Genomic DNA, 13,064 nt, shown 5'->3' on the forward strand with positions numbered 1-13,064 from the left:
AGCCTGACATGACCGCATCCTCGCCAAGCACGGCGCTGGACCTCGACAACGCCGACTATAGCGCCCGTGACCGGTTCGAGTTGATGCACCGGGAAATCCGGGATCGCATCTGCCTGCTGGACTATACCCCCGGCACCCGCCTATCGGAAACCGAACTGGCCGAGGAGTTCGGCGTCAGTCGAACCCCCCTGCGTCGCGTTCTGGCCCGGCTAGAGGACGAGGGGTTGGTGCAATCTGTCCATGGTGTCGGCACATTCGTAACGGATGTGAACCTGGATGAGCTGGCCCAGACCTACCAGCTTCGCATGGAGCTTGCAGGCATGATGGGGCGCGTGATGCCCGTGGCCCCGGATGAGGCACTCCTGTCCGGATTCCGCGCCCTGTCGGCTCGCTCCAAATCGCTACTCAAAGCCCCTGCCCCGCGCGAGTTCGCCCGACTGATCACCGATTTCTTTCTCGCCACGCTGAAACTCACCGACAATATGCCACTGCGTGCCACGGCTGAGCGGCTCTACTACCAGACCTCGCGGATCTGGCTCACATCGGTGTCGGATAGCGTGATCGACCTTGGCGAAGAGATGCGTATTTTCGATGGCGAGCTAAACACCGTTCTGGCCGCGCTGGAGGTTGGAGATCTCCCCGCTGCCGCCATGCTGCAACAGGCCCATATCTCGATGAGTTTTGCACGCATGTCGCAGGAACCAGACTAGAAGCGCGCCCTTCTGCAGGCAATTGGGCATGCTTAAACCGCATATTAGCATCCATACGGTCCAGTGAGACGAGGCGAGACGGCGCGCACACGTCACCGCGCACAGTTGAGTTCACTGACTTTAGCGCTTATCTCGGCAAAAAGGCAGCGCATACGAGGCCGCCTAGACAAAGGATACTTCCATTGGCCAACCACCTTTACAAAAACGATCTGCCAGACGGGCTGGATCTAGGCCCCATCGTGGCCATCGATTGTGAAACCATGGGCCTTAATCCCCATCGGGATCGGCTTTGCGTAATTCAGATGTCGGGCGGAGATGGAAACGCCCATATCGTGCAGATCGAAAAGGGCCAGAGCGAAGCCCCGAACCTGTGCCGGATGCTCGAGGATCCCAAAGTCCTGAAACTCTTCCACTTTGGCCGTTTTGACATCGCTGCCATGTACCACGCCTTTGGCGCACTGGCCGCGCCGGTCTATTGCACCAAGATCGCAAGCCGCATGGTGCGCACCTACACCGACCGTCATGGTTTGCGGAACCTCTGCCAGGAACTGATCGGCGTCGACATCTCGAAACAGCAGCAGATGAGCGACTGGGGCGCCAAGACCCTGACCGAGGCGCAGCTGGAATATGCCGCCTCTGACGTTCTGTACCTTCACCGCCTTCGTGAAGAGCTGGACAAACGTCTGGCTCGCGAGGGACGTACCGAAATGGCTCAAGCCTGCTTCGACTTCCTGCCGATGCGCGCGCGCCTGGATCTGGAAGGCTGGCCCGAAACCGATATCTTTGCCCACTCATGACCGAGACAGAACAGCTCCTCGCCACTGCACGGCAGGTGGCCACCGATGAAGCCCGCGCGCTGGACGCCCTGGCCGAAGGGTTCGATAATCGCTTTGCCGATGCGGTGCGCCTGATCCTTGAGGCCAAGGGCCGCGTGATCGTCAGCGGCATTGGCAAATCCGGCCATATCGGCCGCAAGATCGCGGCCACCCTCGCCAGCACGGGCACGCCCGCCCATTTCGTACATCCCGCCGAAGCCAGCCATGGTGATCTCGGCATGCTCTCCAAGGGCGATGTGGTGCTGGCGATTTCAAACTCGGGCGAGGCGCCGGAACTGGCGGACCTTCTGCTGTTCACCCGCCGGTTCGATATTCCGCTGATTGGCCTGTCCAGCAGGCCCGGCAGCACGCTGATGACACAGGCCGATGTGCATCTGCAGATCCCTGCCATGGGCGAAGCCTGCGGCTATGGCATCGTGCCGTCGATCTCAACGACGCTGACCCTGGCCATGGGCGATGCTCTGGCCATTGCGATCATGAAATACCGCGATTTCCGCCCGGAAAACTTCCGCGACTTCCACCCCGGCGGCAAACTGGGCGCGCGCCTGTCCAAGGTCCGCGATCTGATGCATGAGGGCATCGCTCTGCCTTTGGTTCAGGATAGTACGCCCATGTCCGATGCGCTGATTGAAATCAGCCAAAAGGGGTTTGGTGTTGTCGGCGTCACGGGGGCCGAGGGCGCCCTTGTCGGGATCATCACCGACGGTGACCTGCGACGTCACATGGAGGGGCTTTTGGATCACAGCGCAGCCGACGTGATGACCAAGGCGCCCACGACAATCGCGCCGGATGCTCTTGCCGAAGAGGCCGTTGCTGTCATGAACGCGCGCAAGATCACCTGTCTTTTCGTCGTCGACCCTCAAAGCGGCCCCGAGGCTTTGGGCCTTCTCCATATCCACGACTGCCTGCGCGCCGGGCTTGGATAAACTGGTCGGCGGGGTGCAGCAAATGGATCGCTATTCGCGTACGGTTGCCTACCTCAAGGTGCTTTTGCCCCTGACGGCGCTGGCGCTGCTGTCCACGCTGTTCCTGATTTCTCGCGGGATCGACACAGAGGCGGTCATCCCCTTTGCCCAGAAAGAAATCGAAGAGCGGATGCGCGGCCAGCAGGTCACGGCGCCCTTCTTTTCTGGAACCACCTCTCAAGGCGATCAGATCATGGTGACCGCCAGCACTGCCCGTCCCGGCAGTTCCTCGGGCAGCGGAGCGACGGCTAATGACTTGCAGGCGGAAATAAGAATGGCAACCGGTGGGCAGATGACGCTGGCCTCTGAAAGTGGCTCCGTCTACCCGGACCAAGACCGGGCCTTGTTCAAAGGCAACGTCATACTGACCTCTTCGGACGGGCTGGTTGTTGAAACGGAAGAACTGGAAAGCGCGCTCAGCGCGGTCAGCGCCGAGAGTCCAGGCCCGGTTCGCGCGACTGGCCCACTGGGTGTTCTGACGGCCGGGCAAATGCTGGTGCGTGCTGAAAGCGAAGGCGCCCCTGTGCAATTGCTATTTAAAAACAGAGTCAAGCTGGTATACGATCCCAGCAAAACAGAAAGATAGACCGTGTTGAGACTGCCCGCCTTGATGATATGCCTGGTCTGCGCCTTGGCGTTTCAGACGCAGGCTTCGCTGGCCCAGACTGGTGGCATTGCCTTTGGTCAGGTTAAGGCCGATCCCAAACAACCGGTTGAAGTGACGGCCGACGCCCTCGCGGTGAACCAGGCGGATGGCTCGGCAGAGTTCACGGGCAACGTTCTGATCATCCAAGGGGTCATGCGCCTTTCTGCGGATCGTGTACTGGTCATCTACAAGACCGACGAAGCAGGCAAACGCGGTATCGACCAATTGACCGCAACAGGCAATGTGTTGCTGGTCAGCGGTCCCGATGCAGCCGAGGCGGAACGTGCGGATTACACGATCGACAGCGGCATAATCATCATGACCGGTAACGTCCTTCTCAATCAGGGCGACAGCACGCTGACCTCGAACCATTTGGAAGTGAACCTGACCACGGGCACCGCAAATATGGCCGGGCGGGTCAAGACGATCCTCAATCCCGATGGCGGCAACTGATGGCTGCCAGACCTGATCTCACAGTCACCGAAGGATCCTCGGGCCTCCGGATTGAACGTCTTCGCAAAAGCTATCGCAAGAAAGTGGTGATCCGTGATGTCACCATGCGTCTGGATCGCGGCGAGGTCGTGGCCCTGCTCGGGCCGAACGGATCAGGCAAAACAACCAGTTTCTACGCCATTGCAGGCTTGGTCTTCCCTGAAGCGGGCACTGTCAACATTGATGGTCAGAACGTCACCACGCTGCCGATGTATCGCCGAGCGCGTCTTGGGATTGGCTACCTGCCACAGGAGATGTCCATCTTCCGCGGGCTGTCGGTTGAAGACAACATATCGGCGGTTCTGGATATCGCCGAAAAGCATGAGCACAAGCGTCGAGAGCGGCTGGAAGAGCTGCTATCGGACTTTTCGATCGAACACCTGCGGCGCGCGCCTGCTCTGGCTCTGTCAGGCGGGGAACGGCGCCGGGTGGAAATTGCCCGCTGTCTGGCTGCCAATCCGAAATACCTTCTTCTGGATGAACCCTTTGCCGGGGTTGACCCAATTTCAGTCGGAGATATCCGGCACCTGGTCGCCGACCTCAAGAAGCGTGGAATTGGCGTTTTGATCACCGATCACAACGTCCGCGAAACCCTCGAAATCGTGGACCGCGCCTATATCCTGCATGATGGGCAAGTGCTGATGTCCGGCACACCGGAAGAAGTGGTGGAGAACGAAAACGTCCGCCGTGTATATCTGGGCGAGAACTTCCGGATTTCCTAAGCCAGATGGCTGAGAGTGATTCGGCCTTTTCCCGCCGGTTTTACATTCCTTCACCATCTGGCGCGCTTCTTCATTGACTCTGACTCTCAGTTGTCATGGAATTGTGTTATGGCAAATGTGCAGTTCGATGCAGTCCGCAATCAGGCCTTGGAGACAAGGTCCGATCGTTTGCTTACGGGCGTTTTGCCTAATCCCCTCATCCGCAGCTGAATGTTTTTCGCCGGGCTTGGCCCCGGTGGCGTTGCGGGTGTTTTTTTTGTGAAGGAGATCACATGCGTTACAAAATCAGCGGTCAACAGATCGATATCGGCGAAGCATTGCAAACTCATGTGAAGGAAGAGCTGGGCGCTGCGGTCGCGAAGTATGCAGAGCGCCCCACTGACGCTGCCGTGGTATTTTCACGCTCGGCGCATGAGTATGTCTGCGAAGCCACAGTACACCTGTCGACCGGCCTGACCGCACAGGCCAAAGCGCATGCAAATGAAATCTATGCCGCTTTTGATGGATGCTGCGGCAAGATGGAAAAACAACTGCGGCGCTACAAGCGGCGTCTCAAGGACCATCACCGGGAGCGCAGCGAACCGGTTGAACTTCTCGGCGCCAGCTCCTATATCCTCGCCTCTGACGAAGCGGAGACCGGAAACGAACCTGACACGCTGCAGCCGATCATCGTGGCCGAGATGGAAACCAAGATCCCATCCCTGTCCGTTGGCGAGGCAGTCATGCAGATGGAACTGGCAGGAGCCCCCGTTCTGGTGTTCCGCAATGAAGGCAAAGACGGACTGAACGTGGTTTATCGCAGGGACGATGGAAACATCGGTTGGATCGATCCCTGATGGAGACCCCTGCGGCACGCCGGATGAGGTGGCCGAGCGGAGCAGATGACAGAGATGCAGATTTCCAACATCCTCAAACCGGAGGCCGTTCGCGTTATTGGCGGTGTCTCCAGCAAAAAGCGGCTGTTTCAGGAAATCGCTGAGGTCGGGCAGATTGCCTACAATCTTGCTTCGCAGCCCACGGTCGAGGCTCTCCTGGATCGTGAGAGCCTTGGCCCAACTGGGGTAGGACATGGTGTTGCCCTGCCCCACGCCCGTCTAAATGGGCTGTCAGAGGTTTGCGGCGTTTTCGTAACCCTTGAGAAACCGTTAGATTTTGCGGCAGTAGATCGTCAGCCGGTCGATATTGCCTTTGCGCTTTTCGCGCCGGAGGACGCCGGCGTGGAGCATCTCAAAGCGCTGGCGCTCGTTTCACGAACCCTCAGAGAACAAAGCTTCTGCACAAAGCTGCGCGCCAACACCGATCCCGCGACGCTCTATACCATTTTGACCGAGGACCAGCCGGTTCAGGCAGTGTGACCAGGCACGCGGGCGTTTACCGGTTCCCGCCTTGCCAGGGTCCGAAACCGAATATCAGATAGTCGCGTTGGTAGATTGAGGCGATCGCCTTTTCGAGAGTGTCATCATGGATGTCGGCCAGACCATATGGGCCTGCATCCACGGCGACGCTGAACATCGGGGAGTACGACTGACCAACGCGCTGCGCAAGATCGGGCAGATCTTGCCCAAGGTCCTCTTCCCGCAGGATCAGGTCAGGTGCCCCCAGTTCGGCGAAACCGGAAATCGCCTGTGATTGACTGCCCCATTCTGCGTCCATCCTGACCGAAGTCTGACCGGCCAGATTGGATTTTACAAAGGCCAGAAAAGCCTCAAAAGCAGCGCGGTGATCCTCTCGCGAGTAGGTCGCGTCTGGCCCGTCCTTTGGCAAAGGCACCTTGAAACGCCTGCGCAGGGTTTCACGGATGCCCCTGTAACTGCCCTCAGCCGCATTCAGGATCCTTCGGCAAAAGACCTCGTGAATACGCTGAGCCGGATGGCGCACCACCGTGAAACTGCGAAATCCCTTGTTGCCCGCCTTCCATTGGCGCAGCTGCTTTTGGTTCATGCCGCCTAACAACTCGTCCGGCGCCACGCCATCAAGCGCAGCCATCCAGGCCGCGACTTCCGCTTCCGGACCGCCACGAACCGGCAAGTACAATAACGGTGCTTTGGCGGCGGCGATATAGCCTGGAACCGCCGGGCCGCGGCGCGGCTCGAAATTTGGTGTACGGGTCAGATTGAACGGGTCCATCTCCGCAATCGCGAGGGCCACATCATCCGGGTTCGATACCTTTGCAAGTATCGGTGCAGGGTTCTGGCGTTTCAAGCTGTCATCCAACTCCGCAAGCCTTGCAGGCACGCCCAACCACTGCGCCAGACCATTCATCACATCAACGCTTTGCAGGTCCTCGTAATCCACATAGAACGCCGTCTGACCGCTCTTCTGAAGCCGGTTCAGAAGCGTGACCTGAAATCTCTGCAAGGCCTCCACATGCTCTGCAAATTCAGCGGCGTCAAACTCCGCCTGCGCTTCTCGTCTGCGTTTGACATTTGCCAGCTTCCATTGCCCTGTCTGTCTGGCAATCTTGAGCGAGACATAGCTCTCCAGCGGGTTGCGGGTCAGAACGATCTTGGCGCAACGCGGATCATCAAGCACAAGATCCAGAACCCGTGGATCGTGATCATGAAAATAGCGAAAGCCCCCCAGTACACCCGGCTGCGACCGGATCCGGTCAATCAACTCTACCGGGGCCGCCTCTCGTTCATCCTGTGAAACGCCAAGGATCTCGGTACGATTGGGATAGCCGATAAAACTGGGATTAAAGGCCTCTCCGTAACAGGCAACCCCTTCTAGCGCGTTGAGATTGGTTTCCAGAAAATTGGAGCCTGTGCGCATTTCCGCAAAGATAATGAAGTAATCAAAGGGAGAAGTCATCACGTCTATCGCACCAAATAGGGTTTTCGCTGCGACTTTGGCATGACTGAAGGCTCAGGTTCCACTGGGAAATCCCCCATCAGGTAAGGATGCATCCCCTGATTTTTCAGATTTTGAAGGAACTGGCCGAAGCCTTCCAGATCGACCATTTGAGGGGCTTCGCTCAAGTGACGCGGTCCCTGCACGCCCATTTCTTCAAGGATGCTTTACAAGGGCTCCATCGGCGCTTCGATAAACTCGGCCATCGTCCAGATCCGCACGCGCGCCTTGGCGTGATGATCGCGCAAAATCTGAAGCTGCTTTGCTTCGGTGCGCTGGAGCCGCGCTGCGGTCCGCCGCACGTCTGCGAAACTGCCCTTGGCCCGCGACAGAGGCACGGCCCAGGCCCCGCTGATGACCGAAATCTGCGCATTGGGATCATTGGCCATGAAAGGCGAGATCTCCTGATTGTCCTGCGGGCCGAACTGAAAACACTGGCGTTCGCCGCGCGTGTTCCAGATCAGGTTGGTCAGAAAGCGTTCGGGGCTGTAATCGCGCCACTTGGCATTTGCGCTAAGCGCGCCATTGACGACAGTTTCGTCTCCGGCGAATTCCACCTTGTCAGGTGCGAACAAATGTCCATGGACCTTTGCACCCGTACTTTTCGCAAGCCAGGCATCAAAGTCGTTGAAGAGTTCGGCAAATCCCTGAAACACCGAATAAGCGTTCGCACTGACAGCGTTCACTGCCGCTTTTCGCGGAAATCGGCTCTGCATGTACAGGCCTGCCCGACCGCGGGTGCGGCGCTCAACTGCCTTGGCAAACACCCGGTCGATCTTGACCGGGTTTGGCTCGACGCCAGTCATGGCATCCCGACCCTGCCCGAGAAAGACGTCATACAACCTGTCAGCCCGCGGCCAGATCTTGCGCGCCACGAAACAATCAGATCGACGCAAGAGCTGTAGGTGATCGTCATAGAATATATGGGGTTTGCCTTCGAAATCGAATTTGGACAGCGTCAGAGATCGACTTTCGATCTTGGCCGAGTGCTGGCGCGAAAGCGTTTGAAAATAGCTTTCATCCGGGATCCAGACCTTGCGAAAGTAGCGATCATAGATGGCCCGGTCCGGGTCTTCGAGGATGGCCGAAAGCGTTTTCCGGGTCAGGCACCACCATTGGCTTCCCATGTGGGGCACAAGCCCGGCCGGGATACGTCGCTTGATCCTGAGCTTGCGCTGCAGCTCTACGTAGCGGTCGAAAAAGTATCGCTGCCTTTTCCACGAAAACGGAAACCGCAGAGTGAACCTTTCGACATCCAGCCCTCCTACGATCCAGGGCACATCTGCGGTAGTTGCACTTTCGATGAAATCGGTGTCGGGGCGCGCTGCAAGGTAATCGACCAGGTCCTGAACCGGGCGCAGAGGCAGGCAAGAACCTGAGGAAAGATAGACATGCCGCACCCCCGGGTGCTGGCGCAGCATCCGCTCGGACGCCGATTGCGCTGCCTTGACGATACCCCAGGTGCCCCATTCGCAACGATGACGGCGGCAAAACTGGACACCGGCTTCGTCGGCAAGCGCATCGCGAAACCGTCCATACTCGGCTGCAGGGACCTTGCGATCCACATGGATCACCACCGGACAACCGCCCGCCACCCAATGCCGCGCAACCTGCGCTGCGCGATCCAATGCCGTGTGCACCAGCATGACGATGCCCACGGTACCGCTGTGCTGCAGATCCGCTCTTCCGCCGGGCTCAATACTCATGCCCAGTTCCCCTTGGACATGAGGCCCAGGATTTCAAGCTGTCGCCAGTTTATGTATCGCTCACTCCATTTGCACCACAGCTCAGGCTCCTGATCCATTGCCTCGGCATAAGCCTTGTATTCGGCAGACTGCGCATAGTGCTGGTTTCGGGCCAGTTCCTCATGGGCTTTGGCCCCGAATGTATCAAGAAACTTTGTGTGCAGAAGCGCACCGCTGGCCTTTTCCCCGCCGCCCGTTTCATAGACACGGTTCAGCCCGCGCGGCAACAGGGCGTGGGTCGAGCTGACGTAGGCGTATTTGCGATCCCATTTGACGAGTGGGATCTTGTTCAGGGCTGGCGCCTTTTTGGGGCGGTCCGCAAAGAACACCCGCGCCCGCGGCCCCCCTTGTATCCAAAGGTTTCCATAGGTCGGGTTCAGGCTGATGGTGTAATTGCCGCTATCGAACCAGTTCGCGATCTCCAAAGGGTCCTGTCCAGGCTGGTAGGCGACCTCATCAAGGCGCCCCTTTGGATAGACATCAATCAACATCGCAGAAAAACTGCGGATCGAGGAATTGTCCAACCAGTCCGTCAACGCCCGGATCGGGCGCGTGTCACAAAACGGATAGATGAAAAACTCATCCGGATCGACTACCAGCACCCAATGGCCGTGCGCATAGCGCCGCTTGAGATAGTTCATCCAATCGATGCCAAACCCCGCACGCCGGTAACTGGCCGTCGTCCGCCACAGAGAAACATCCGGCATGCCTTGCAGATATTCAACCGTACCATCGTTCGATCCGTTGTCCACAAACAGGAAATGATCGACACCAAGACCCCTATAATACTCAAGGAAATAGGGCAGGCGGATCTGTTCGTTGCGCATGGTACAAACAAGGAGGATATCTTCCTGAGAAATCCGCCGGGTATTGTCCTGCACAGGCCTCAGTTCACGCGATTTGCGAAATGCGCGGGCCAGCCTGTACTTGCGCCGAATACGCATTCGGTAAGACTGCCAAAGGCTCACGTCTGCTCCTTGCCGTTCATCACTCCCGGCTTGACGTTCTGCCCCAGCCAGGATGTGCACAATATGTCATGCGGACAGCGTATTAACAACGCACTTAGAAACAGTTACGACCATCTAGCCGCCATAGATTTTGGGCAGCGCCCGTTTTCACCAGTCCGGCGCACGCATCAGCCCCAGATCGATCAACTGCTCAGGGCCTGTGAATTCTATGGAGTTTTCGCGCCACAAGTCTGGCGATGCAGTCAATTGATCGTAATAGGCATCAAACTCCGCAGGCGTGTGGAAATGCTGCCTCCGCTGTTTTTCCGTTGCCGATTTCTGAACAATCTCGGGCAGGAACTTGGTATGCAATAAAACCCCTGACGGCTGCGCCCCACCTGGTCCATCGTAAAGCGCGTTCAGTGGCGGCGGCAGGGCCGAGTGGGTGGAATTGGCATAGGCATAGCGGCGGTGCCAGCGTATCAAGGGGATCTTGTTCAGCGTCGGAGATCGGCGAGGCTCCTCAGCAAAAAATACCCGCTCACGCGCACCGCCCTGCAGCCAGAGATTGCCCATCGGGATTTGGCGCACCGCGCGATAAGGCCCCGGATCAAACCACTTCAGCACCTCAACCGGGTTCTGCCCTGCCGTGTAGCTTTGCCGATTCAGTGGTCCGTTCGGGTAGAGATCGAGCATCATCGCCCCAAGGCCCGCACGCCCCTGTCGGTCCAGCAGTGCCGTCAACGCCCTCAGATCATGGGTTTCTATGCCGCCATATGTAAGGAGCTCATCCGTATCCACCGAAAGGCACCAATGGTTGTGCCCAAATGTCATCAGCAGATATGTCAGCCAATCTACACCAAACCGGGACGCCCTGTAGCCAGACTCCGTCCACCACAAGGACACGTCCTGTTGCTGCAAGAGGAACTCCGTGGAGCCATCGTCGCTGCCGTTGTCGACAACAAGGAAATGGCCAATACCAAGACGCCTGTAGTATTCTAGGAAATACGGTAAGCGGTTCGCTTCGTTGCGCAGAACCACAAATGCCAGGATATCTTCTGTCGAGATATTCGCCGTTCTGTTTGAAAGCCTCCTTAACTGATGACGCGATCGCCAAGACTGCCACAACAGCCTCCTGCGTTTCCATCGCATGCGATACGCCTCGCGCCAACCAAGTCTTGGCATCTCGGCCGCGACAGGTTGATACGCCATATCAGGACTCGTAATGGCCGGTCTGGTGCCACTTCCAGGCATCGGCGATCATCGTCTCGAGGGTTGAGCGCTGCGGGTTCCAGCCCAGATCAGTCATTGCACGAGTAGAGCCTGACACAAGCTTGGTGCAATCGCCCGCTCGGCGGGGCCCTTCGCTGCAGGGAACCTTCCGACCGGTAACCTCTTCGGCCTTGTCCATCACCTCACGCACCGAAAAACCCGTACCGGTGCCAAGATTGAAGATCTGGCTGCCTTTGCCATCCTTCAGCCATTTCAGGCCGAGAACATGCGCATCCACGAGATCACAGACATGCACGTAATCGCGGATACAGGTCCCGTCCGCTGTGTCATAGTCCGTGCCGAAGATGGTCAGAGCATCGCGTTTTCCATCGATGGCATCCAGAACCAGTGGCACAAGGTGCGTTTCGGGGCGGTGGAACTCGCCCACCTCGGCCTCCGGATCCGCCCCGGCTACGTTGAAATAGCGGAAAATCACGGAACGCAGACCGTGTGCAGCACCAAAATCCCGGACAATATCCTCAACCGCGCGCTTGCTGGCGCCATAGGCGTTCAGCGGCAGTTGCGGCGTAGTCTCGTCAAGCACGACGTTGTCATGTTCGCCGTAGGTGGCACAGGTAGAGGAGAAGACAAAATCGAGGCACCCGGCAGCAACGGCAGCCTCGATCAGGTTCAAAGACCCGCCGGTGTTGTTGGCCCAGTACCGGCCCGGCTGGCTCATCGCTTCGCCAACTTGGCTGAGCGCAGCAAAGTGCATGACAGCAACAGGCTGATATTCTGCAAAAACCGCATCAAGACGCTCGCGGTCCGCAAGATCCCCCTTTTCGAAGGGGCCGAACTTTACGGCATCCTGCCACCCCGTAACCAGGTTATCAAACGTCACAGGCGTGTAGCCCGATGCTTGCAAAGCCTTGCACGCATGCGAGCCGATGTAACCGGCGCCGCCAGTCACCAGTACATTTCCTAAAGCCACAGCTCCCTCACGTTCTGCTTTTGCGGCGGATCGGCGTGCACTTATTCGGCAGCCTGTCCGACCTGAGCGATCTCGTTGATATACTGCATCAACTCATCCCGCAATTCTTCGCGCGCGAGGGCGAATGACACCGTCGCCTGCAGGAAGCCGGCCTTGGATCCGCAGTCAAACCGCTGGCCGCGGAAACGGTAACCATAGACCGGAACGTCCTGCGCAATATCCTGCGCGATCGCATCAGTCAGCTGGATTTCACCGCCCGCGCCCTGCTTCATCTTGTTGAGATTGCGCAGCACAGAGGGCTCCAGGATGTATCGGCCGATCACCGCAAGGTTCGACGGCGCCTCGCCCATGGCTGGTTTTTCCACCATGCTGCGCGCTTCCACCACAGGCCCCATGTCTTCCTTCACGTCGAGAATACCATAGGAGCTCGCCTTTTCCGGCGCGACTTCCATCGCGGCAACCATGTTGCCGCCTGTTTCGGCATAAGCATCAACCATTTGCTTGAGGCAGGGGGTTTCAGCCGCGATCACGTCATCCGGCAGAATGACTGCAAAGGGCTCGTTCGCGATCAGACGGCGCGCGCACCAGACCGCGTGGCCAAGACCCAGCGCCTGATGCTGACGGATGTACGCGATGGCACCGCTGTCCATATTGGTCTGCTTGAGGATCTCAAGAAGGTCTTTTTTGCCCTTCTTGCGCAGCTCCTGCTCAAGCACCGGTGAATGGTCGAAGTAATCCTCAAGCGCGCCTTTGCCGCGCGAGGTAACAAAGATGAATTCCTTGATGCCAGCTTCGCGCGCCTCGTCGATGGCGTATTGAACCAGCGGCCGGTCCACCAATGTCATGATTTCCTTGGGCACAGACTTGGTTGCAGGCAGAAACCGGGTCCCCAAACCTGCAACCGGAAAAATCGCTTTCGTTACTTTCTTACGCATGATCATCTCTCAG

At 58.1% G+C, this 13,064-nt stretch carries 13 protein-coding genes and 1 pseudogene; 8 read left to right on the top strand and 6 right to left on the bottom strand.

Annotated elements, in window-relative coordinates:
• Nucleotides 1-8: 8 nt before the first annotated feature.
• From INS80_RS05640 to INS80_RS05675, 8 genes are all read left to right on the top strand, one after another.
• Nucleotides 9-710 carry a GntR family transcriptional regulator gene (locus tag INS80_RS05640; RefSeq protein ID WP_192964698.1) on the top strand — a complete coding sequence of 234 codons (702 nt, stop codon included), beginning with the start codon at nt 9-11 and terminating at the stop codon, nt 708-710.
• 182 nt (nt 711-892) lie between these two features.
• Entirely contained in the window at nt 893-1,507 is a 615-nt protein-coding gene (locus INS80_RS05645; RefSeq protein WP_192964699.1) for a ribonuclease D, read from the top strand.
• Complete coding sequence (locus tag INS80_RS05650; RefSeq protein ID WP_192964700.1) at nt 1,504-2,472, top strand: KpsF/GutQ family sugar-phosphate isomerase; 969 nt, start codon at nt 1,504-1,506, stop codon at nt 2,470-2,472. Before INS80_RS05645 ends, INS80_RS05650 begins: the two co-directional genes overlap by 4 nt.
• Nucleotides 2,473-2,494: 22 nt before the next feature.
• Nucleotides 2,495-3,097 carry an LptA/OstA family protein gene (locus INS80_RS05655; RefSeq protein WP_192967199.1) on the top strand — a complete coding sequence of 201 codons (603 nt, stop codon included), beginning with the start codon at nt 2,495-2,497 and terminating at the stop codon, nt 3,095-3,097.
• Between the two features lie 24 nt (nt 3,098-3,121).
• A complete protein-coding gene (gene lptA, locus INS80_RS05660) occupies nt 3,122-3,610 on the top strand; it encodes a lipopolysaccharide transport periplasmic protein LptA (RefSeq protein ID WP_192967200.1) in 489 nt (162 codons plus the stop codon).
• Nucleotides 3,610-4,371 carry an LPS export ABC transporter ATP-binding protein gene (gene lptB / locus INS80_RS05665; RefSeq protein ID WP_192964701.1) on the top strand — a complete coding sequence of 254 codons (762 nt, stop codon included), beginning with the start codon at nt 3,610-3,612 and terminating at the stop codon, nt 4,369-4,371. Before lptA ends, lptB begins: the two co-directional genes overlap by 1 nt.
• A 272-nt stretch (nt 4,372-4,643) precedes the next feature.
• On the top strand, nt 4,644-5,207 hold the full coding sequence (gene hpf / locus INS80_RS05670) for a ribosome hibernation-promoting factor, HPF/YfiA family (RefSeq protein ID WP_192964702.1): 564 nt from the start codon (nt 4,644-4,646) through the stop codon (nt 5,205-5,207).
• A gap of 54 nt (nt 5,208-5,261) precedes the next feature.
• Nucleotides 5,262-5,726: a PTS sugar transporter subunit IIA gene (locus INS80_RS05675; RefSeq protein ID WP_192967201.1), complete on the top strand. Its 465-nt coding sequence runs from the start codon at nt 5,262-5,264 to the stop codon at nt 5,724-5,726.
• A 16-nt stretch (nt 5,727-5,742) separates the two neighbouring features.
• Here the strand turns inward: INS80_RS05675 and INS80_RS05680 are convergent, their stop codons facing one another.
• The 6 genes and pseudogenes from INS80_RS05680 to galU form a co-directional block, all read right to left on the bottom strand.
• The gene (locus INS80_RS05680) at nt 5,743-7,182 is read right to left on the bottom strand and encodes a sulfotransferase family 2 domain-containing protein (RefSeq protein WP_192964703.1); all 1,440 of its coding nucleotides are present in this window, start codon (nt 7,180-7,182) and stop codon (nt 5,743-5,745) included.
• A gap of 5 nt (nt 7,183-7,187) precedes the next feature.
• Nucleotides 7,188-8,927 (bottom strand): annotated as a pseudogene (locus tag INS80_RS05685) (DUF5927 domain-containing protein).
• Nucleotides 8,924-9,910: a glycosyltransferase family 2 protein gene (locus INS80_RS05690; RefSeq protein ID WP_192967202.1), complete on the bottom strand. Its 987-nt coding sequence runs from the start codon at nt 9,908-9,910 to the stop codon at nt 8,924-8,926. Before INS80_RS05690 ends, INS80_RS05685 begins: the two are co-directional and overlap by 4 nt.
• 171 nt (nt 9,911-10,081) lie before the next feature.
• Nucleotides 10,082-11,125, bottom strand: a complete 1,044-nt coding sequence (locus INS80_RS05695; RefSeq protein WP_226892570.1) for a glycosyltransferase family 2 protein — start codon at nt 11,123-11,125, stop codon at nt 10,082-10,084.
• Between the two features lies 1 nt (nt 11,126).
• Entirely contained in the window at nt 11,127-12,116 is a 990-nt protein-coding gene (gene galE, locus INS80_RS05700) for a UDP-glucose 4-epimerase GalE (RefSeq protein ID WP_192964705.1), read from the bottom strand.
• A 41-nt stretch (nt 12,117-12,157) separates the two neighbouring features.
• Complete coding sequence (gene galU / locus INS80_RS05705) at nt 12,158-13,051, bottom strand: UTP--glucose-1-phosphate uridylyltransferase GalU (protein ID WP_192964706.1); 894 nt, start codon at nt 13,049-13,051, stop codon at nt 12,158-12,160.
• Nucleotides 13,052-13,064: the final 13 nt, after the last annotated feature.

Origin of the sequence: Phycobacter azelaicus, assembly GCF_014884385.1 — a bacterium.
Classification (GTDB): Bacteria; Pseudomonadota; Alphaproteobacteria; order Rhodobacterales; family Rhodobacteraceae; genus Phycobacter; species Phycobacter azelaicus.